Origin of the sequence: Rhizobium sp. CCGE531 (assembly GCF_003627795.1) — a bacterium.
GTDB lineage: Bacteria > Pseudomonadota > Alphaproteobacteria > Rhizobiales > Rhizobiaceae > Rhizobium.
On the sequence record NZ_CP032684.1, the window covers coordinates 3070872 to 3091866 of the forward strand.

23 protein-coding genes and 1 tRNA gene are annotated in these 20995 nt (G+C 59.9%); 7 read left to right on the plus strand and 17 right to left on the minus strand.

Translation table 11 applies throughout. From position 1 onward, the window contains the following. Positions 1–24: 24 nt before the first annotated feature. Together CCGE531_RS14955 and CCGE531_RS14960 are read right to left on the minus strand one after the other, a co-directional pair. Positions 25–1056 carry a hydroxyacid dehydrogenase gene (locus tag CCGE531_RS14955; protein WP_120664879.1) on the minus strand — a complete coding sequence of 344 codons (1032 nt, stop codon included), beginning with the start codon at positions 1054–1056 and terminating at the stop codon, positions 25–27. Positions 1057–1107: 51 nt separating this feature from the next. Further along, the gene (locus CCGE531_RS14960) at positions 1108–1806 is read right to left on the minus strand and encodes a DNA-3-methyladenine glycosylase I (RefSeq protein ID WP_120664880.1); all 699 of its coding nucleotides are present in this window, start codon (positions 1804–1806) and stop codon (positions 1108–1110) included. Positions 1807–2064: 258 nt separating this feature from the next. Here CCGE531_RS14960 and CCGE531_RS14965 point away from each other — a divergent pair, with 258 nt between their 5' ends. Next, positions 2065–2325, plus strand: coding sequence for a DUF982 domain-containing protein (locus CCGE531_RS14965; protein WP_120664881.1), 261 nt, complete (start codon positions 2065–2067; stop codon positions 2323–2325). 2 nt (positions 2326–2327) lie between these two features. Here the strand turns inward: CCGE531_RS14965 and CCGE531_RS34785 are convergent, their stop codons facing one another. Next, a complete protein-coding gene (locus CCGE531_RS34785) occupies positions 2328–3002 on the minus strand; it encodes a hypothetical protein (protein ID WP_245458865.1) in 675 nt (224 codons plus the stop codon). 117 nt (positions 3003–3119) lie between these two features. Between CCGE531_RS34785 and CCGE531_RS14975 the strand changes: the two genes are divergently transcribed. Continuing rightward, complete coding sequence (locus tag CCGE531_RS14975) at positions 3120–3374, plus strand: DUF982 domain-containing protein (RefSeq protein ID WP_120664883.1); 255 nt, start codon at positions 3120–3122, stop codon at positions 3372–3374. Positions 3375–3495: 121 nt separating this feature from the next. Continuing rightward, on the plus strand, positions 3496–3747 hold the full coding sequence (locus CCGE531_RS14980; protein WP_120664884.1) for a DUF6074 family protein: 252 nt from the start codon (positions 3496–3498) through the stop codon (positions 3745–3747). A 5-nt stretch (positions 3748–3752) separates the two neighbouring features. On the opposite strand, the gene CCGE531_RS14985 is transcribed toward CCGE531_RS14980, so the two are convergent. Next, positions 3753–4190, minus strand: coding sequence for a hypothetical protein (locus tag CCGE531_RS14985; protein WP_245458867.1), 438 nt, complete (start codon positions 4188–4190; stop codon positions 3753–3755). Positions 4191–4396: 206 nt separating this feature from the next. On the opposite strand from CCGE531_RS14985, the gene CCGE531_RS35195 reads away from it, so the two are divergent. Together CCGE531_RS35195 and CCGE531_RS14995 are read left to right on the plus strand one after the other, a co-directional pair. Further along, a complete protein-coding gene (locus tag CCGE531_RS35195) occupies positions 4397–4651 on the plus strand; it encodes a PilZ domain-containing protein (protein ID WP_120664886.1) in 255 nt (84 codons plus the stop codon). A 466-nt stretch (positions 4652–5117) separates the two neighbouring features. Further along, positions 5118–5321 (plus strand): hypothetical protein, encoded by a 204-nt coding sequence (locus tag CCGE531_RS14995; protein WP_120664887.1) that lies wholly within the window; start codon positions 5118–5120, stop codon positions 5319–5321. A gap of 73 nt (positions 5322–5394) precedes the next feature. Here CCGE531_RS14995 and CCGE531_RS15000 read toward each other — a convergent pair. The 8 genes from CCGE531_RS15000 to CCGE531_RS15035 all read right to left on the minus strand — a co-directional run bounded on the left by CCGE531_RS15000 (position 5395) and on the right by CCGE531_RS15035 (position 12904). Then, positions 5395–5471 (minus strand) — tRNA-Met (locus CCGE531_RS15000). A gap of 163 nt (positions 5472–5634) precedes the next feature. Beyond that, positions 5635–6834, minus strand: a complete 1200-nt coding sequence (gene mnmA, locus CCGE531_RS15005) for a tRNA 2-thiouridine(34) synthase MnmA (protein WP_120664888.1) — start codon at positions 6832–6834, stop codon at positions 5635–5637. A gap of 272 nt (positions 6835–7106) precedes the next feature. Continuing rightward, positions 7107–7775: a CDP-alcohol phosphatidyltransferase family protein gene (locus CCGE531_RS15010; protein ID WP_120664889.1), complete on the minus strand. Its 669-nt coding sequence runs from the start codon at positions 7773–7775 to the stop codon at positions 7107–7109. A 6-nt stretch (positions 7776–7781) separates the two neighbouring features. Further along, on the minus strand, positions 7782–8183 hold the full coding sequence (locus CCGE531_RS15015; RefSeq protein WP_120664890.1) for a hypothetical protein: 402 nt from the start codon (positions 8181–8183) through the stop codon (positions 7782–7784). Further along, on the minus strand, positions 8180–9130 hold the full coding sequence (locus tag CCGE531_RS15020; protein WP_120664891.1) for a phosphatidate cytidylyltransferase: 951 nt from the start codon (positions 9128–9130) through the stop codon (positions 8180–8182). The genes CCGE531_RS15015 and CCGE531_RS15020 overlap by 4 nt, the downstream gene beginning before the upstream one ends. Positions 9131–9132: 2 nt before the next feature. After that, positions 9133–9780 carry a lysophospholipid acyltransferase family protein gene (locus CCGE531_RS15025; protein ID WP_120664892.1) on the minus strand — a complete coding sequence of 216 codons (648 nt, stop codon included), beginning with the start codon at positions 9778–9780 and terminating at the stop codon, positions 9133–9135. Positions 9781–9985: 205 nt separating this feature from the next. Then, entirely contained in the window at positions 9986–11581 is a 1596-nt protein-coding gene (gene serA / locus CCGE531_RS15030; RefSeq protein WP_120664893.1) for a phosphoglycerate dehydrogenase, read from the minus strand. Positions 11582–11725: 144 nt separating this feature from the next. Further along, positions 11726–12904, minus strand: a complete 1179-nt coding sequence (locus tag CCGE531_RS15035; RefSeq protein ID WP_120664894.1) for a phosphoserine transaminase — start codon at positions 12902–12904, stop codon at positions 11726–11728. 265 nt (positions 12905–13169) lie between these two features. Between CCGE531_RS15035 and CCGE531_RS15040 the strand changes: the two genes are divergently transcribed. After that, positions 13170–13955 carry a glycosyltransferase family 25 protein gene (locus CCGE531_RS15040; protein WP_245458870.1) on the plus strand — a complete coding sequence of 262 codons (786 nt, stop codon included), beginning with the start codon at positions 13170–13172 and terminating at the stop codon, positions 13953–13955. Positions 13956–14066: 111 nt separating this feature from the next. On the opposite strand, the gene CCGE531_RS15045 is transcribed toward CCGE531_RS15040, so the two are convergent. Both CCGE531_RS15045 and CCGE531_RS15050 read right to left on the minus strand, forming a co-directional pair. After that, on the minus strand, positions 14067–14897 hold the full coding sequence (locus CCGE531_RS15045; protein ID WP_120664896.1) for an outer membrane beta-barrel protein: 831 nt from the start codon (positions 14895–14897) through the stop codon (positions 14067–14069). Between the two features lie 242 nt (positions 14898–15139). Beyond that, on the minus strand, positions 15140–15988 hold the full coding sequence (locus CCGE531_RS15050) for an outer membrane protein (protein ID WP_120664897.1): 849 nt from the start codon (positions 15986–15988) through the stop codon (positions 15140–15142). Positions 15989–16306: 318 nt separating this feature from the next. Between CCGE531_RS15050 and CCGE531_RS15055 the strand changes: the two genes are divergently transcribed. Then, a complete protein-coding gene (locus CCGE531_RS15055) occupies positions 16307–16861 on the plus strand; it encodes an SH3 domain-containing protein (RefSeq protein WP_120664898.1) in 555 nt (184 codons plus the stop codon). An 83-nt stretch (positions 16862–16944) separates the two neighbouring features. Here CCGE531_RS15055 and glmM read toward each other — a convergent pair whose 3' ends face one another. The 3 genes from glmM to ftsH all read right to left on the minus strand — a co-directional run bounded on the left by glmM (position 16945) and on the right by ftsH (position 20979). Beyond that, positions 16945–18297: a phosphoglucosamine mutase gene (glmM, locus tag CCGE531_RS15060; protein WP_120664899.1), complete on the minus strand. Its 1353-nt coding sequence runs from the start codon at positions 18295–18297 to the stop codon at positions 16945–16947. Between the two features lie 295 nt (positions 18298–18592). Then, positions 18593–18817: a GDCCVxC domain-containing (seleno)protein gene (locus CCGE531_RS15065; protein ID WP_120664900.1), complete on the minus strand. Its 225-nt coding sequence runs from the start codon at positions 18815–18817 to the stop codon at positions 18593–18595. A gap of 218 nt (positions 18818–19035) precedes the next feature. Beyond that, positions 19036–20979 (minus strand): ATP-dependent zinc metalloprotease FtsH, encoded by a 1944-nt coding sequence (gene ftsH, locus CCGE531_RS15070; protein ID WP_120664901.1) that lies wholly within the window; start codon positions 20977–20979, stop codon positions 19036–19038. Positions 20980–20995: the final 16 nt, after the last annotated feature.

The window sequence follows — 20995 nt, forward strand, 5'->3', positions numbered from 1 at the left end:
TGCGCCAGGAATGAAAACGAGTGATCAGTTCCGCGTCACCGGCTTCGAGCGCATGCGCGATACCGTTTCCCGCTCCGCGCGCTTGCTGCGCATCGGCGGCAGGCCGCGATCCATCAGATCCATATCTTCCAGCACCATGTCGCCCATTTTCTTGAAGGCGCTGTCGAGCGCACCAGCACGGTGGGCCGAGCGGAGGAAACCCTTGAGCTTGCGCACCGGGTGATCGAAGCCGAGCGGCTCCTCCGGATAGACATCGCTTGCCGCCACGATATGACCGGACGCGACTGCCGCCATCAGCGCATCGAAATCGACGACATCGGCCCGGCTAAGCAGTATGAAGGCCGCTCCCTTGCGCATCTTCGCGAAAGCTTCGGCCCCGAGAAAGCCTTTGTTTTCGCTGGTGACCGACGCGACCACGAAAATGAAATCGCTGCCCGCCAGCACTTCGTCCAGCCGCGCAGGCTGAACGCCGTGTTCTCGGAGAATCGAGGGCGGCATCCAGGGATCGAATACCCTGATATTGGCACGGAAACCGGAGAGCACCCGGTTTAGCGCCTTGCCGAGGTCTCCGAAGCCGACAATGCCGATATCGCCGCCCGAAAGCAGCCGGGCGCTGGCATTGCCGTCGCCGCCCCAGAGTTCCCTGCCCTCGCGGAAATCCAGATCGGCGTCGACGATGCCGCGCGCCAGGCTCAGGGCGAATCCAAGGCCGATCTCGGCGACCGGTTCGGCGAAAACCTGCCCGGTGGTGACCACGTGGATGCCGCGTTCGAAAAGCACCTCATAGGGCATGTTGTTGATGAGGTTGCTCTCGACATTCAGGATGCAGCGCAGTTGCGGCATTCGGTCGAGCGTTTCCCTCGAAAGCGGCGGCTGGCCGATGATGTAGCGCGCTTCGCCGAGCACCTCGTCGCCCAATCCGGCGATATCGTCCGGATCCGCCTCGACGAGGCGATATTTCGAGTGAAGGAGCGACAGTGCGTCCCTAGTGAAGATTAGCTCGAGCGAGCGCGGCTCCGGCGCGCTGATGGCCAAGGGCGTGCTGTCGGTGGTCATTCTATTCCTCCCAGTCTCTGGACGCGATCCAATAGCATTCGACGGATCAGATCAATCAGGCTCGTCCTCTTCGTCAGGCATTCCGACCGAGAAAGCACAGATACGCGAGAGATGGGTGAGCGGCAGGCCTGTCTCCGCGCGCCAGGCATTGAACTGATCCTGGATCAGCCGCAGATCCTTCTTCGTCGGCTTGCTTTCGGAGATCGGCACGCCGGAAAGCCGCAGGCAGACGAGAACGTCATGGCTCATGACGAAACTGTCGCGGCCGATCGCCCGCAGAAGATATTGGCCGGTCATGCCGCCGAGCCGGTTCGCCTGCTTGCCGAGGACGGCAAGCAGGCCGATCTGATCCTCCAGCGGCCAATCGGCAAGGAAGCGGGCGGCGCTGCCATGTTCATCAGCAAGCCGGCGGACGAACTGCGCATTTGTTCGTACCGACATGATTTTGGCGCCATTGCGGATGACCCGCGTATCGGAGGTCAGGTCATGCCAATAATCATCCGGCGCGAGATTGAGAAAGGCAGGATCGAAACCGGAAAAAGCAGCTTCAAAACCCGGCCACTTGGCATTGATGACGTTGCGCACGAAGCCCGCATAGAAGATGTAGCGCGTCATCTCCGACAGGATGCGGTCATCAGGCAGGGCGCGCAGGACATCATGGTTCGGCGCCTTCGGCATCAATGCCTTCAGCCCCTCGGCACCACCCTTGCGCTTCTCGGCCCGTTCCTTGATCTCCGCAAAGCTCGTCATCGCTTTCTCCCGTCGGCTAGGCTGTCGCCCAAGTCTTTTATGATCTTCCGCCGCCGCGCAAGTAATCTCCACGCAATGATCGCCTGTGAAACACGGCATCCAAAGATATGACTCGAAAGTTGATCGCGCCGGCGTATGAATTGAATTTCGCGATGATTGAAACAGTTCCAGGCTGCTCCAGATATCGTCTCGAAATTAACTTGAGATTTCGCGCAGCGCAGCGTTAATTTCGGCGGTATCGGATCGGAGCCTCGTACCATGAATAATAAAGACTGGAATTATCCCATCATGGTCATCTGCAAGCGCACCGGAAAAATTTATACGGTCGCCAACACGAAGGAAGCGTTGGAGATGTTGCTGAATGCCTGGCCGGTGGCGGAGGGCAAGGCATTCATGATGGCTCTGCAAATCTGTGCCGACGTCGAGAGAGGTCAGGGACAACCGCTGGAGGCCCGTAGCAGCTTTGTCATAGCGGCGGCGGAGGCCGGGGTTCCCCTCGAAATTCCGGTGATTCAATAGAACTACCGCACTCGTTCGCGCGCGACACGGCTGCCTGCCTCTCCATGTGATAGATCCATCAACTGATCGGTGAAACCTGACGCTGGCCTTCCCCTGCCCGGCTGTTCGCCTGCGGCATGCCGCGGCGCTCCCCGCATAATGGCGGCGATCGATTTTTCATAAATTGCGAAACTTTTTGCTGCGACGGGAGTTTCGATCACAATGTCGGAGCACCATTGAAAATGACCATGATTTTTAATAGTGGCGAGGGCCGCTGGCCTGAGCCCGTTTATCTGCGTATCGGTTATGGCATGCCGGAAGCAATTCGAAGTCCAGAAGAAGCCCACAGCCACCTCCTTTTCCGTTGGCCTGCCATCAGAGGCGAGAAATACAATTCGGCCCGGAGCCTTTGCCTGGCCGCCAACGACGATCCCCTTCTCTGCGAGAGGGCCAGGAAAATGTTTGTCGAAGCCTGCATCGAAGCCGACGTACTGGATTAGGCCTATCTCGAACCCGTCGCTGGCTCCGGGAAGCAAGGCGTTCAAGCTAGCCCGAGCTTTTCGGCGGCGTCCATTCTGATCCGTTAGGCGGAGTGCCAATAGACCGGCCCCCAACCGTGCGACGCAGCGGTGGAGGCAGATCTGCAAGTGTCGCGGCAGCAGCCAGCCGATGCGTAAAGCCCTGCGGATGGCCGGCATTTATGCCGCTCCCGGTGGACAAACGAAACCAGCTCGATGACGCCAGCCAAAAGCCGTTCGATCCGGAATGCTTTTTGCAACGTTACCGAAGCATGAACGTTTCGGAGGTAATGCGTATTGAAACGAAACACTTTACGACCATTTCCAGTTGTCACGCTGGTGATTGGGGAGAACGGCGGACAACGCCGCGTCAATTCAGTACATCAGGTTGCGGAACTGCTGTTGGAGCATTGGCCGGTCGAGAATGGCGAGGAATATGTCGCCGCGGTACGCATCTGCCTAGAAGCGATGCTTGGCGCTGTCCCGCCCGAGGCCGCGAGGGAGGCCTTGATCAAGGCCGCCCGGGAAGCAGGCATATCCGTATTGCAATGAAATCGCCCCGCCCTTCCCGCCGCATGCGGGATCTCTCTGAGATAATTCACTTTTTATGAAGGACTGCCGGCGATCTTGCCAACAGAGGCAGGCGATTCGCGCTGCCAATGATGGAGAAAATATGTCGCTTCTACCATTCCCGGCCGACAGGCGTACCAGTGATGTCAGGCGGTGTGCCAAAGCCCTGCAGCAGCTTCACGGAGAGGCGGCAAACCGCTTCTGGCGTTCGGAAATGGCGAGCTTTGCCGCCATCCTGCGGGAACAGGGAATGGAAGACGCCGAGATCTCCCGGCAAGCCGGCCTCTATATGCACGCAGTCCAGATGGAGCTGCAGCTCGCCTTTGCCGAGGAAGAGCTGAACGCCTCGGCCTGACCCCGCTATTTCGGCAGCCTGCAGAATGCGATCGATTTGTCGCCGCTGGTCGGCGACTTGATCTGCACGGTCCATTCGCCGCCAGGGAAATGAAATCCCTTTGAGGAAACCACGCCGGCAATCTGCATGCATGCCTTTCTGGCGTCGGCGCTCGGCAGATCTATCGTCGCCACGACCGCGTATTTCCGGCTGGAAACCTGACACGGCGCAGTAAACAAGCCGGTATTGTCGATCATTTTGCAGACCCGGAACGCATTGTTCGCGGCATCATCGGCAGCCATTGCAGAATTGGCGACCACCAATGCAGTGGTCACCGCCAAAAACAGTCTCATTGAAAACCCCGATCCCCTATGGCGGTACGGTGCCAGAGCATGTTTCTTCTTGCAATACATGTTGCACGGATTTGCGGTGACTGTTTGGAAATACAACGCGAATGACGACAACTTGTTCGCCGGAGAATTGGACTATCCGGCTTTGTCGGAGATATTCGGCCGCAATCGAGCTGGAAGGCCGGCCTCCCTGGAGCTTCCCCGCCCGTCGCTTCATCGGCCCCGGCATGTGAAAAGCGCGCAATTCACAGCGCCCCCTTAACGTCTTCGATATTAGAACATGGCATATTAGTAAAAGCGGAAATCAGGGAGCCTACGCGATGACGGCACTCTCACCCGAAGGCCGAGTATCCACCCGAAAGCGTACGCTTCTCGGCGCAAAGATCATCTTCAACGACGGACGTTCGGTTTTTGATTGCATCGTGAAAAACCTTTCCGATACCGGTGCCATGATCCAAATCGAAAACCCGCTCGCGGCACCAAACGCCTTCAATCTGCAATTTCCGGACGACAGGCTGCTGCCCTGCGAGGTGCGTTGGCGAAAAATCAACAGCATAGGCGTTGAGTTCGTGTGAGACTGCCTCTCTCCACAAGCGCGTCGCGCCGGAACCCTTTCAAAGAGGTGTGCCATGCTGGGTGCTTTCACTGATGCAGCGAAAGCAGGCCAACCACGATCATGCAGATCAGCAGGCCGGCGGACAGAAAGAACATAATAAGAAGCTTATAGCTCGACATCAGGGACTCCCTTCGAAGTTGCTCTTGGTGTCGTCATGGAAGGCAGCGCACCCCATTCTGAGTTCGCGCGGCTCAAGGTGCCCGGTTCCATATGAGGATCGAGCGAAGCTCGTCACCTATCTTTACGCAGGCATGCGGCTTTTGGTTCCGACAATCATTCAAAAGCGCGGCAAAGAATTTTTCGATGCCGCCGCATCGGCGCGTTTTGCTTCACAGCCAGCAAGCACACCACCGGAACAAATGCCGCGCGCGGAGCATTCCCGAAAATAGGACGCTCTGTTCGATTTATTTGCAAAGGAGATGACTATGAACCAGGACACGATCGACCGACTCGGCTCGATTAACCAACAGCTTCACGCGCGAGCTCTTGCGTTATCCCAGTCCCCGGAAGGTCATGACCACGCGCTCATGATGTCGGCACTGGGCGCGATGATAGAGGCTGTGCGATCTTTAGACGAAAACATCGCCCGTCTCGATGGCCCGAAAGGGATTGGCTCGGCAGGTTCTTGAGTCAAGACGCAACTGAAAATCGCAGAAAGCATCCCTCAGGAAATCAATCAGCCTTTGATTTTTCTTGGATTTTTGGTAGCGGAGGAGGGATTTGAACCCCCGACACAAGGATTATGATTCCTCTGCTCTGACCTACTGAGCTACTCCGCCACGCCACGTTTGATGCTGAACATCACACGCAAAGGTCAAACGAACCGCCGCTCGAAAAGCGCTGGCCCGTCGGTTGAGCGGCTTATAAGGTGCGGTTCGGCTTGGTGTCAAGCGGATGATTTGGAAAAATCAGTGCTTTCTCATTGCCGAAGCCGACCGGCCGTTAAGCAGCGACCGGGCATGCCAGCAAAGCCTTCAAGGAAGCCTCCGCCATCGGCTCGCGTTCCGAACGTTCGATGAAGCCGCCGCCATAGACGCGGGCGTCGTCACCCGGCGCCGAATAGAGCGCGCAGGCCTGGCCCGGAGCGACGCCGGCCTCGCCGACCGTGAGGTCGACATAGATGCCGCTGGCGTCGGCATGCAGCACGGCAGGGGACGGCGCGCGGGTGGAGCGAACCTTGGCGAAACAGGAAAAGCCGTCGCCGGAAGCCGCCAGCACCAACGGCTCGTCGCCCAGCCAGTTAACATCGCGCAGATAGACGCGATGCGTTTCCAGCGCCTCCTTCGGGCCGACGATGACGCGGCGCGAGCGGGCGTCGAGATAGACGACATAAAGCGGCTCACCGGTCGCGACACCGATGCCACGGCGCTGGCCGATCGTATAATGCAGGATGCCCTCGTGTTGACCGAGCACGCGGCCGTCGAGATGGACGATCTCGCCGGCGAGCGCCGCGTTCGGCTTCAGCTTGGCGATCACGTCGGAATATTTGCCCTGCGGCACGAAACAGATGTCCTGGCTGTCGGCCTTCTTGGCGACGACCAGGCCCATTTCCTCGGCAAGCGCCCGCGTCTCCGACTTCGGCATGCCGCCGAGCGGAAAGCGCAGGTAATCGATCTGTTCCTGCGTGGTGGCGAAGAGGAAATAGCTCTGGTCGCGATCGGCATCGGCCGGGCGATAGAGCGCGCGACGATGCGGGCGCTCCGCGGATGGATTGAGGCGCGAGCGGATATAATGGCCGGTCGCCAGCGCATCGGCGCCAAGTTCCTTGGCGGTCAGCAGAAGATCGGCGAACTTGACGGTCTGGTTGCAGGCAACGCAGGGGATCGGCGTTTCGCCGGCGACGTAGCTCTCGGCGAAAGGATTGATGACCGTTTCGCGGAAGCGCTTTTCATAATCGAGCACATAATGCGGGATGCCGAGCGTTTCGCAGACGCGGCGCGCATCATCGATATCCTGGCCGGCGCAACAGGAGCCGGCGCGATGCACGGCAGCGCCATGGTCATAGAGCTGCAGCGTGATGCCGAGCACATCATAGCCCTGCCGCTTCAGAATGCCGGCGACGACGGAGCTGTCGACACCGCCAGACATGGCGACGACGACGCGGGTATCTTCCGGCCTCTTGTCAAAATCCAGTGTATTCACGGTCGTTGCCGCCAGTCTTGAACGATCTTCGATGCTGCCGAGCGGATGACTTTTCTTCGAAACGTCGTCACGCTCTCATTATTTGATTTCGCATGATCTGATCCAAAAACCGCTGCACACTTTTTGGGATCATGCTTCTTAACCGCCGGATGCCATGCAAAAGCGGCGAATTTTCATGCGGGGCAATGGGCCACGCTCTTCGCAGCCCGCCTATTTCTGCAGGGATATAGAAAGGATCGCTATCCGGCGCAAGGGGTCGGCGAAAGTGCGAATCACCCCTTTGCCTTCAAATGCCAGATCAGATTGCGGCTGCGTCGCAATACCGTGACCGCCGATCCGATGGCGACGACCCAGAGGGCAATGGTCAAAACCCATACACCGCCACTCCAAAAAGCTTCGACAATGGAGAGGAGCGCGGCAGCCGTGGCGACCGCCATGCGATGCTGCTTGGCCATCGGTCCGCCGAAATCGCTCGGATTGCCCGTGGCCCGGCCAAGCTCGCGGACATAGGCGGTCAGCACCGCAAGGGCGGCGGCGGCCCAGCCGAGCCCTGGCGCGGCGATGCCATAGCCGATGCCGGCAAAGATGAGGATGTCGGCGATACGATCCGGGAATTCGTTCCAGAAGGGTCCATCGGCCTCGCCCTTTCCGCCCTCGACCGCCACCATGCCGTCAAGCAGGTTGCAGAGCAGGCGCAGCTGGCAGAACAAGGCGGCCAGGATCAACAATGTCACATGCATCCCGGCACTGCCGGCCGTACCGGAGAGCCAGAATGAGGCTCCCGCCAACGCCGCCATCAGCATACTTGCCTGCGATATCTGGTTCGGCGTCACCGAAAGCGCCGTCATACGCCGCGCCAGCGTCTGAGCCCATCGCGTGTTGCGGCTGGCCAGCGGCCGCCTGTCACCGGTTCCCTTGCCTGCCTGGCCCTCACCTGTCATGGCCCCTCACCTCTCATGGTTTCGCAGCCTTCCGCCTGATATCGAGTAATTGTAGATCGCCGCATAGCTGGAAGAGACCAGCAGCGGCACGGCAATGGTCTTCAGGATCTCCGGCGTGCCGCTCAGCGCATGGATGACGACCAGGATTGTAGCCGAGCCCAGGCATGCGATCAGCGGCGGCGCCCAAAGGCGCGCAAAGCCGCTGAACCGCCTCGACAAAGCCTCGACCACGGATTTCAGGAACAGCGTCAGGCAGCCCGAAAGTACGCCTTGCACAAAGCCTGATATCAAAGGACGCGGCATCGGGTGCATGCGGTTGGCGAAAACGGCCCAGCTGCCCATGGCAAGGAAAGCGAAAAGTACGTGCACGATGCTGCTGCCGGCAAGCGCTCTCAGCTTTCCGCTCATGACAGCGACCACCAGTAGCGCACGAGATGGAAGAAGATCGGCGCGGAGAAGACGACCGAATCAAGCCGGTCGATCAGCCCGCCATGCCCCTCGATGAGATGGCCCCAATCCTTGACGCCGCGATCCCGCTTGATCGCCGACATGACGAGCCCGCCGAAGAAGCCCATGATCGTGATGACGAAGGCGAGCAAGCCAGCCTGCAGCGGCGTGAACGGCGTTACCCACCAGAGCGCCGCCCCGATCAAAGAGGCGCTGATGACGCCGCCGACGAAGCCCTCCACCGTTTTCGATGGAGACAGCCGCGGCGCGATCTTGGTTTTCCCGAAAAGCTTGCCCCAGACATATTGCAGTACGTCGCTGAGCTGCACGACGATCACCAGGAAGGCGATCAGCAGCACGTTGCGGCCCTCATAGCCGGGAATATGCAGGGTCAGCAGCGCCGGCACATGCGAGGCGCAGAAGACGCAGATCATCAGCGCCCATTGCACCTCCGCAATCCGCACCAGGAACCGCTCGGTGTCGCCGCGCAATACCGCGATGATCGGCATGAAGAGGAAGGCGTAGACGGGGATGAAGATCGAATAGATGCCGTATTGCTCGGCCCAGAGCAGGTAATATTGCACCGGCAAGGCCACGAAGAAGGCCGCGGCGACCGCCCAGTGATCCGCCCGCTTCGTGTTGATCAGCGTCACGAACTCGCGCAGCGCCGCAAAGGAGCAGAAGGCGAAGAGCAGGATGACGCCGGCGCGGCCGGCCACGAAGGCGATGCCGATCAGCACCACCATCACCCACCAGGCCCTGATGCGCGCATTCAGGTTTTCGATCGCGGCATTCGATCCGTCGGGCGACAGGCGCTGTTGCAGCACATAGCCGATAATGGAGGCGACGATCAGGACGCCGAAAATGCCGAGGACAAGATGGATCAGATCGGCGCTTGCCGCACTCATGCTCAGTCTCCCGCCCGCTTGGGCGCCAGCGCCAGCAGCGCCGCTTCAGCTCTCGCCAGGAACTCCGCCTTCTCCTCGGCCTCGCCGATATGCAGCGCCTCGCCGAAAGTGACCGTGCAAATCAGCGGAATGGGCACGAACTCGCCCTTGGGCATGACGCGATTGAGGTTGTCGATCCAGACAGGGATGAGATCGATATCCGGACGCGCCTGGGCAAGATGGAAAAGCCCACTCTTGAAGGTCTGCAGCGGCTGCTCGGTCAGATTGCGGGTACCCTCCGGAAACAGGATCAACGAGGAGCCAGCATCGAGCGCCTGCGTCATCTGCGTGACCGGATCCTCCTTGCGCGCTTCTCGATCCCGCTCGATCAGCACGGCGTTGAAGACGTCGCGGCCGATGAAGCTGTTCAGCGGCGATTTCAGCCAATAATCGGCACCCGCCACCGGCCGAACGCGCCGACGAAGCCGCGGCGGCAGGACGGCCCAGACCAGGATGAAATCGCCATGGCTGGAATGATTGGCGAAATAGACGCAGCGGCGGGTTTGCATGCCGCTCTCGGGCCAGATCGCCCGGACGGCGGTGATGGCGCGCGCAAACAATACGATCGCCACGGAAACGGGCTTGGCCAGCCACTCGATCGGCGTGCCCATCCCCTCCCCGAAAATGTTCCTCCGCAATGCCTCCATGACAAAAGAAATAGGCGCGTTTCATTGGCCTCGATAGTCCACCGGCCGACCTTATCCACAACCCTCGCAACCATGAAGAAAGCCCGGCGCAACTCGCGTCGCGCCGGGCTTCCGGATTGGCTCTTGGGAGGAGCGATGTGTGGCCGCCGCCCTTTGAAGGCGGGCAGGCTCAGTCGACGGCAAACACCAGCGGCTTGGCCTGGCGGATCGCCTGATGCGCCGTCAGCTTGGCAAGCACGTCATCGCTGAGCGGGCCATCGACATAGAGCAATGCGATGGCATCGCCGCCCTGCTTGTCGCGTCCGAGCTGGAAGTTGGCGATGTTGACGCCGGCGGAGCCGAGCGTCGTGCCGATGAAGCCGATCATGCCGGGAACGTCGGTGTTGGCGATATAGATCATGTGATTGCCGACATCGGCATCGAGGTTGATGCCCTTGATCTGGATGAAGCGCGGCTTGCCGTCCGAGAAGACGGTGCCTGCAACGGAGCGCGTCATGCTGTCGGTGGTGACAGTCAGCTTGATGTAGCCGTCATAGACGCCGGTCTTGTCGCGCTTGACTTCGGCGAGCACGATGCCCTTTTCCTTGATCATGATCGGCGCCGAAACCATGTTGACGTCGGCAACCTGATTGCGGATCAGGCCGGCGAGCAACGCGCTCGTCAGCGCCTTCGTGTTCATGTTGGCGGTTACGCCATCATAAAGGATCTCGATCTCCTTGATCGGATCTTCCGTGACCTGGCCGACAAAGGCGCCGAGAACATCGGCAAGCTTGATGAACGGCTTCAGGATCGGCGCTTCCTCGGCGGTGATCGAGGGCATGTTGATGGCATTCGAGACGGCACCTTTGACGAGGTAGTCAGCCATCTGCTCGGCCACCTGCAGGGCGACGTTTTCCTGCGCTTCCGTGGTGGAAGCGCCGAGATGCGGCGTGCAGACGACATTCGGCAGGCCGAAGAGCGGGCTTTCCTTGGCGGGCTCGACTTCGAAGACGTCGAAAGCGGCACCGGCGACATGGCCTGATTTGATGGCGGCGGCAAGGGCTGCCTCATCGACCAGTCCGCCACGGGCGCAGTTGATGATGCGCACGCCTTCCTTCATCTTGGCGATGGCGCCGGCGTCGATGATATTGCGGGTCTTGTCGGTCAGCGGCACGTGCAGTGTGATGAAGTCGGCGCGGGCGAAGAGTTCGTCGAGCTCGACCTTGGTCACGCCCATTTCCTCGGCGCGCTCCTTGGAGAGGAACGGGTCATAGGCAACGACGTGCATCTTCAGGCCGATGGCGCGGGTAATGACGATGGAGCCGATGTTGCCGGCACCGATGATGCCGAGCGTCTTGCCGGTGATTTCGACACCCATGAACTTCGACTTTTCCCACTTGCCGGCCTGGGTCGAGGCATCGGCGGACGGGAGTTGGCGGGCGACGGCAAACATCAGCGCGATGGCGTGTTCGGCCGTCGTGATCGAATTGCCGAACGGCGTGTTCATGACGATGATGCCGCGGCGCGAGGCAGCGGGAATATCGACGTTGTCGACGCCGATACCGGCGCGGCCAACGACCTTGAGGTTCTTGGCCGCTTCTATGATCTTTTCCGTTACCTTGGTGGCGGAGCGGATCGCGAGACCATCATAGTTGCCGATGATTTCGAACAGCTTGTCCTTGTCCTTGCCAAGCTGCGGCTGGAAATCGACTTCGACGCCACGATCACGGAAGATCTGGACGGCGGTTTCCGACAATTCGTCGGATACGAGAACGCGAGGTGCCATTGAGGCCTCCTGAAAAAAGGTCAGCTAAGACGAGCAATTCCGGGAAACGTGCGAAGCGGCTTTCCGTATGGAACTGCGTGAACACAATGAGAATTTCGGATGCTGGGCTCCGCCCTATCGGCGGAGCCATGAACGCTCAAGGTCTCAGGCGGCAGCCTGGGAAAGCGTCGCCTTCTGCGTTTCGAAAGCCCAGGCAAGCCAGGGCATCAGCTTCTGCATGTCGGAAGCTTCGATCGTCGCACCCGCCCAGATGCGCAGGCCGGACGGCGCGTCGCGATAATGGCCGACGTCAAAAGCAACCGCTTCCTTTTCGAGGAGCGCGACCAGGCCCTTGGCGAAATTCGCCTGGCCATCGGCATCGAGAGCGACGATATCCTTGTCGACGATCTTCAGGCAGACGGAGGTATTGGATTCCGTCTCGGCCTTGACGGCGAGATTGGCGATCCAGTCGTTGGCGGCAACGAAGTCATGGATGACCTTGGCATTGGCATCGGCGCGGCCGACCAGCGCCTTCAGGCCGCCGAGGTCCTTGGCCCAGAGCAGCGCATCGATATAGTCCTCGACGCAGAGCATCGAAGGCGTATTGATCGTCTCGCCGGTAAAGATGCCTTCGATCAGCTTGCCGCCGCTGGTCATGCGGAAGATCTTCGGCAGCGGCCAGGCCGGTTGATAGGTCGTCAGGCGCTCGACGGCGCGCGGCGACAGGATGATGACGCCATGTGCGCCCTCGCCGCCCAGGACCTTCTGCCAGGAGAAGGTGACGACATCGAGCTTGGCGAAATCGAGGTTCTGCGCGAAAGCGGCCGAGGTGGCGTCGCAGATCGTCAGTCCCTTGCGGTCGGCCGGGATGAAATCGGCGTTCGGAACACGTACGCCGGAGGTCGTGCCGTTCCAGGTGAAGACCACGTCGCGGTCGAAATCGACGGTGGAAAGATCGGGCAGCTCACCGTAACCGGCTTCGAGCTTGCGGACGTCCTTGAGCTTCAACTGCTTTACGACGTCGGTAACCCAGCCGGCGCCGAAGCTTTCCCAGGCGAGCATGTCGACACCGCGTTCGCCGAGCAGCGACCACAGCGCCATTTCGACGGCGCCGGTATCGGAAGCCGGCACGATGCCGATGCGGTAATCCGCCGGCACTTCCAGAATTTCGCGAGTGAGATCGATGGCCTGCTTCAGCTTTGCTTTACCGACCTTCGCGCGGTGCGAACGACCAAGGGCCGCGTCGGAAAGAGCGTCAAGCGTCCAACCTGGACGCTTCGAGCATGGACCAGAAGAAAAATGAGTATTATTCGGACGGATGTCCGGCTTGGCGAGCTTAGTCATGATGCTATCCTCTCAGATAGAAAGCTCCTCGTTGGGGAGGAGTGTCCCGCCGCCGGGTATATTGGAAGCCGCCCCGGAGTGCAATAGCAAAAATTGCGGATGGCGCCCGATAACAAAGTCGTGCGAAAAGTTTGATGGTGCGTAAGTTACGCACAATGCGATTCAGCCAAATTTGGCCACATAAAAACTGGTTTTTGTGCCGAAGCACAATCATATAAGGTTTGGCGCCCCTTGGTTGCGCCGCTAGAAATAATAAGTGTGCCCAATGTCACTAACTGCGCTCGCCGAAAGCTCCTTCATGCCTGCACAGACCGTGCCGGTCTATCTGATCAATATAGACCGAGCGACGGAAAGGCTGGCGGAGATCCGACGGCAGAGCGATGAATTCGGCTTCCGATTCGAACGCATCGATGGCGTCGACGGCGCCCTCATCCCGCGCGACCGATGGACCGACGTGGACCACGACCGTTTCCGGCGCCGGCACGGCCGGACCATCCTGCCTGGTGAATACGGCTGCTATCGCAGCCATCTGCTGGCACTACGCCAGTTCCTTGCGGGTGATGACGCAATGGCCATCATCATCGAGGATGATGTCGCCCTGGATGCCGATTTCCTGGCGCGCGCCATAGCCGCCAAGGACGCCGCACCCACCGCCGACCTGATCAAGCTTGTCAACCACCGCTGGAACGGCTTTCGTGCCATGATGCGCAGCAGGAAGGGAGATATTGTCGGCCGTTGCCTTTTCGGCCCGCAGGGTTCGACCGCCTGCTATCTCGTCACGCGCCGCGGCGCGGAGAGAATCGTCAAATCACTGGCGGTCATGTCGCTGCCTTGGGATGTGGCGGTGGAGCGTGGCTGGGACATGCATATATCGATCTTCAGCACACGCGCCAATATCGCCGGCTTTAGCCGGCTGCAGAGAACCACCATGATCGGCTGGCGCCGCGATTACCGCGCCGCCAAGTCTTCTGCCTGGCGGCGCATACCCGCGCACATCTTCCGAACCTGGGATTTCTTTCGGCGTATCGGCTATGTGCTGATAACGCCATAGAGCAATTCCAGGAAAAATGCGCAGCGGTTTTCAGTCCGGAATTGCGAGGAAACAAAGAAATAGAGCGGTTCGGAGATTCGGTGAAAAGCTGAACCGCTCTGGGCATCGAGCCTACCAGGTCGTGATCCTGAGACCGATCCGGATTTCGTGGCGTGAGAGCGCGCCGTCGCGGCCCATCGTGCCGCCTGCGCCCGCGGCCGAATCGGCGGCGGAATAGCCGAACATGTCTCCGCCGGCGACGTGGGAGAAGCGATAGCCAAGATCGACCTTGATGTTCGGCGCAACTTCATAGGCGACGCCTGCCATCAAGGCATAGGTCATGCGCCAGTCGCTGTCGCCCGGATAGCGCGCGCTGATCGAAGCCGCGCCACCGCAGCCGGAAGCGCCGTCCACGCAGGAGCCGATAGCATTGACGCTGCTCCACGAGACACGCGTCGCGCCCAGCCCCGCACCGACATAGGGCGTAAAGCCGGCAAGCGTTCCGAGATCGACATAGCCGTTGACCATAAGACTGCCGGCGTGGAAGGAAGAATGCGCTTTCGTGAAGCAACCGGTGCCGGCCGCTCCACCGGAGCAGGGCGAATTGCTGGAGATTCGACCGTCGAAATCGCCGCTGAAGAAATCACCAGTGACGTCGGCGCGAAATAGGTCGTTGAATTGATAGCCGACACCCAGGCCGCCGGAAAAGTCACCGCCGAAGCGGCTGGAATCGAAACGGCTCGAACTGTAATCGCCACCGGCTGGATTATAGGCGCGGAATCTCGTGTCGTTGCGGCTGGCATTGACGGCATAACCGACATCACCGCGGACATACCATCCCTTCGCATCCTTGACGCTGACCTCGGCCATCTTGATTTCCGGCGGCGTATCGCCCGCAAGAGCAACGCCCGCCGATACGCCTGCCATCGCTGCGGCCAGCGCCAAAGCGTCAAAACGGATCATTACCCCTCGCCTTCTATCCTCGGGCGAATGCCCGCGCGTCGAATCGGTCGATCTTTGCTTCCCTGCGAGCCGGTCAGAGAAGAGACCCTGCGGGAAAACCGCCATTCTCATTTCATTAACCATAGGGAATTCATGGTTAATGAAGCTTTAAGGCGCGGGAGAATTGCTTAACGGGGGGGAGGAAAGGCAAAAGCCGCCCGGAGGAAACCGGACGGCTTTTCAATGGCTTGCGTGAGATGTGCTTATTTGTAGACCGGCTGGACCGGAATATCGGCCGGCGGCATGTAGCTTGCCGTCTGGCAGCCGCCGAAGGTGTAGCGGGCACCGATGCGAGCTTCATGCAGGTTCAGCCCCTTGTCGTAGCCGGGGCCGCCATTTTCAGCGAAGCCGAACATGTCGCCGCCCTGGATATGGCGATAGCGATAGCCGACGTCGGCCTTGAGATTGCAGCTCAGATCGATGGAGGTACCGGCCATCAGCGCGTAGGTGAAGCGCCAGCTGCCGCGGCCGTTATGCGTAACCGACCCGTCGCAGGAGTCCGGATTGGCATCGGAGCAGGACGTGTTCTTCAGATTGCTCCACTTGACGTAGGTACCACCGAGACCACCGCCGACATAAGGCGTGAAGATGCCGTAGGTGCCGAGATCGACATAAGCGTTGGCAAGCAAGCTGAAGGCCGTCAAGGATGCCAGGTCGCGGGACGTTGCCGGGACGGACGTGAAGTCCGGACCGCAGCCGCCGCAATTGCCCTTCGTCGAACCCTTGAAGTCGGACTTGAAGAGATAGTCGAACGTCAGGTCCGTGCGCAGGTAGTTGTTGATCTGATAGCCGACACCGCCACCGAGCGTGAGGTTGTCGCCGAGCGTTGCCCTATCGAAATCGACCAGGCTGGAATTGGAGCCCTGGAAATAATTGGCGCCGCGCAGCTTCGTGAAGGCATAACCGACATCGCCGCGCAGGTACCAGCCGCTGGATTGGGCGACAGACACTTCCGGCGCAGGCTGGACCGGTTCCGGTGTATAGAGATCGGCGGAAAAGGCCGACGTGCCGACAAGCAAAGTGGCAAGTGCTCCTATTAGGGATTTCATCATGGCTTTGGCTCCAAATTTCTTGCCTTGGCACAGCAGATGCTTGCCAATCGAAAAGACATGACAGGGATAATGATGAAGAGGAGTTAAAACCTGATTAACTACGAATATTTACCCTGTTTATTCGAAGACTATACTTTACTTAATATATTAGAAATTGGTCATTTTATAATAAAGAGAACGAGATGCACTCATTTCCCTCCTTCCCTTCTTCGAGAGGACAGGCGCCACGAGTGCCGTGGAGCCTCGAATTTCTAAACGAATTGGCAAGAAACGCGCCATTACAGTGCTATGCCGGGAAGCCAACTCAGGAGAGCGTCGTTGACTCATCATCGAAAAATATGGGCCGGCCTCAGCCTTGCCTTTGTCTTCCTGAGCCCTGCTGCTCTGGCCGGCGCGCTGCCGATAAAGCCCGTCGCCGCCACGGCATGGAACAAGGGGCGGGAAACCGGATTGCCGATCCCCCGTTATGTCTCGCTGAAGGCTCAGAAGGCACGCATGCGCGTGGGTCCATCGACCATCTACGCAACCAAATGGATCTATACGAAGCCCGGCCTGCCCTTGGAAATCATCGACGAATATGGCCACTGGCGGCAAGTCCGCGACGATACTGGGGTTGCCGGCTGGATGCACAGTGCCCTGCTCTCCGGCGCTCGCACAGCCGTTATCGCCCCATGGCTGACCAAGAATGCCATGCTGCGCACCGATCCGAATCCCGCTGGAAAGGCCGTCGCCGAGCTGCAGCCGCGCGTACTTGTTTCGCTGCAATCCTGTAGCGGAACTTGGTGCCGTGTTTCGGTAAAGGACCATCCGGCAAGAGGCTATGTCAGGCAGGACAAGCTCTGGGGCACCTATCCCGGCGAAATGTTCCAGTAAGCCGACCCGTCGCTCCGGGAACCCGAAAACGATATGGCCGCCTCGAAGAGACGGCCATGAATCCGACAGTCTGACGGTGGGGCTCAGGCCGCCGAGCGGACGCTCGAAATCACGTCGATCAATCCGCCGACGATACGCTCGATCTGGCCGCGATCATCGCCTTCAGCCATAACCCGGATCAGGGGCTCGGTGCCGGAAGGGCGAATGACCAGGCGGCCGTTGCGGGCAAGCTCGCTTTCCGCATCGGCGATCGCCTGGCGCACCTGAATATCCTCCAGCGGCTTGCCGCCGGAAATCCGGACATTGCGCAGGAGCTGCGGCACCGGCTCGAAACGGCGACAGACTTCGCTGACCGGCTTGCCGGTGCGTTTCACCGAGGCAAGGATCTGCAGCGCGGCCACGAGACCATCGCCCGTCGTGCCGTAATCGGACAGCACGATATGACCCGATTGCTCGCCGCCGACATTGTAATTGTGCTGACGCATATGCTCGACGACATAGCGGTCGCCGACGGCGGTGCGGGCAAGCGACATGCCCTGCTCTTCCAGGAAACGCTCGAGGCCGAGATTGGACATGACGGTCGCCACGATGCCGTTGCCGCGCAGCGTCTGGCTCTCGGCCCAGCTCTCCGCGATGACAGCCATCAGCTGATCGCCATCGATGATCGTGCCGGTCTCGTCGACGATGATGACGCGGTCGGCGTCGCCATCCAGCGCGATGCCGATATCGGCGCGCACTTCATCCACCTTCTTCTGCAGGGCGACAGGGCTGGTGGAACCGCAATTGAGGTTGATATTCGTACCGTTCGGCTCGTTGCCGATGGTCACGACGTCGGCGCCGAGTTCCCAAAGAGCGGCCGGGGCAACCTTGTAGGCGGCACCATTGGCGCAGTCGATGGCGATGCGCAGGCCTTGCAGCGTGACATCACGCGGCAGGGTGCGCTTGGCATGCTCGATATAGCGGTCATGCACGCCGTCGATGCGCTTGGCACGGCCGATATCCTCAGCCTTGGCGAGATGCTCCGCAATGTCCTTGTCGAGCAGATCCTCGATCTTCATTTCAAGATCGTCGGACAGCTTGTAGCCATCCGGCCCGAAAAGCTTGATGCCGTTGTCTTCGTAAGGGTTGTGGGAAGCGGAAATCATGACGCCGATGTCGGCACGCAGCGAACGCGTCAGCATGGCGACGGCCGGCGTCGGAATAGGGCCGAGAACGAAGGCATCGACGCCGGCCGCAGTAAAGCCCGCCACCATTGCATTTTCCAGCATGTAGCCGGAAAGACGTGTGTCCTTGCCGATGACGACGCGGTGACGGTGACTACCGCGATGGAAGATCGTGCCGGCGGCGATACCCACGCGCATGGCAAGATCCGGCGTCATCGGATAGATGTTGGATTGACCGCGAATTCCGTCAGTTCCGAAATAGCGACGTTTCATATGCACTCCTGTCGTTGCTGCATCTTCGCGAGACATGCAGCGGCATCGAAAACACTGCTCTGAATCCAGAGACGCTTCGAGCATCGATGCCTGTGGCTCATGCCACAGATTGTAAAACTCGGCACTTAAATTACCGAGACCGCCTATTACAACGCGTTACCATTAATAAGCATTAAAAAACCGCATTAGGTGGAAGCGGACAATATTCCAATTCACAACATAAGCTGCCCATATTACTTCCCCGGGCTACGACGATTGTGCATCGCCGGGCTGCCCTTGCCGTGCCATCAGCCGATCAACAGCAGCGGCCCTGCCCGCCTTGAGCCTGGATCGGCGGGCAAGGAACGGTTCCGAACGAGCAGAACACACAACAATCGCCGGCCTTCGGCTGAAGGACGGCACCGCAGCCCTTGCAGTCATAGAAATGCTGGCAGGCGTCGGTTGGCATCGTTTCCGTCGCCTTGAAACCGCAGATCGGGCAGGTAATCGTGGAACTGAGGATCACGGATGCTTTACGCATGGAGATATCCGATCATCAGTAGGGCCATGCCGGTGACAAGACCGGCGAATGCCGATTTACGAATTGCGGCCCACTCTCCGTTCAATTTCGATGTTCGGGCCATCATCGGTACCAACCCTCGGCCTCTGTTCGTCACCCGCAGTCATCAAGAAAAAGGCCAGTTCCCTAATCAAAGGAGAACTGGCCTCTTCGTCTACATGATCAATCCGCTCCCTGCGTCAGCGCGGCTGCGGTTCGAAGCCGCCTTCGGGCTCGTCGCCCTTGGCTCCGAGCGAACCATCCTTCTTGGCGCCGGTCTTCGGCACGGCCGAACCACGGCTCGGAGGCGTGTCGTCGCCGAGATCGCGCGCCGGCTTTTCGCCGCGAAGGAGAGCTTTGATCTCTTCGCCAGTCAGCGTCTCGTATTCGAGCAAGCCTTCGGCGATCGCCACGAAGCCATCGTGATGCTCCGTAAGAATATCCCTGGCCTGCTTATACGCCTGGTCGATCAGACGGCGGACTTCAGTGTCGATCGTCTGCGCCGTCGCCTCGGACACGTTCTTCGACTGCGAGACGGAGTGGCCGAGGAACACCTCCTGCTGGTTCTCGCCGTAGGCGACCTGACCAAGCTGGTCGGAAAAGCCCCATTGCGTGACCATGGCGCGGGCAAGCTTGGTGGCCTGCTCGATATCCGAGGATGCGCCTGATGTGATGTTTTCCTTGCCGAAAGTCAGCTCTTCGGCAACGCGGCCGCCCATCATGATGCAGAGGCGCGACACCATCCACGTATAGCTCATGGAGTAACGGTCACCTTCCGGCAACTGCATGACCATGCCGAGCGCGCGGCCACGCGGAATGATCGTCGCCTTGTGCAACGGATCGGCAACGGCAACCTTGAGCGCCGTGATCGCATGACCGGCCTCGTGATAGGCGGTGAGCTTCTTTTCCGCTTCGGTCATTGCCGAAGAGCGGCGCTCGGCGCCCATCATGATCTTGTCCTTGGCGTCCTCGAATTCCTGCATGGTGACCAGGCGCTTGTTGCGGCGGGCGGCCATCAGGGCTGCTTCGTTGACGAGGTTCATCAGATCGGCACCGGAGAAGCCCGGTGTACCGCGTGCCAGAACCTTGAGATCGACGTTCGGTGCCAGCGGAACGTTGCGGGCATGCACCTTGAGGATGCGCTCGCGACCGACGATGTCCGGGTTCGGCACCACGACCTGGCGGTCGAAGCGGCCTGGACGCAGGAGCGCCGGGTCGAGAACGTCAGGACGGTTGGTGGCGGCAATGAGGATGATGCCCTCATTGGCCTCGAAGCCGTCCATCTCGACCAGCAACTGGTTGAGCGTCTGTTCGCGCTCGTCGTTACCGCCGCCGAGACCGGCGCCACGATGGCGGCCGACGGCGTCGATTTCGTCGATGAAGATGATGCAGGGCGCATTCTTCTTGGCCTGCTCGAACATGTCGCGCACACGGCTTGCGCCGACGCCGACGAACATTTCGACGAAGTCGGAACCGGAGATGGTGAAGAACGGCACATTGGCTTCGCCGGCAATGGCGCGCGCCAGAAGCGTCTTACCCGTACCGGGAGGTCCCACAAGCAGAACGCCGCGCGGAATACGGCCGCCGAGACGCTGGAACTTCTGCGGATCGCGCAAGAACTCGACGATTTCCTCCAGATCCTGCTTGGCCTCATCGACACCGGCGACGTCATCGAAGGTGACGCGGCCATGCGCTTCCGTCAGAAGCTTCGCCTTTGACTTGCCGAAGCCCATGGCGCCGCGCGAGCCGCCTTGCATCTGCCGCATGAAGAACAGCCAGACGCCGAGGATCAGGAGCATCGGCAGCAGCGTGCCGAGATAGCTCAGGAAGCTCGATGAACCGTCCGATTCCGGGCGGGCGGCGACGGTGACGTTCTTGGACTGCAGGCGTTCAAGCAGGCTGCCATCAATGACCGGAGCGTAGGTCTGGAAGGCCGTACTGTTTTCGACATAGCTGCCGATGATACGGTTGCCCGTAACGGTCACGTCACGGACGCGGCCGGAATCAACTTCCCGAAGGAACTGCGAATACGGAATTTCCCTGGAGCCTGTTTGTGCCGGCGCGTTCTGAAACATACTGAACAGGGCAATCAGCAGCAAAGCTATGATTGCCCACAGAGCGAAATTACGAAAATTAGGGTTCATCGAACTCCCCAGCACT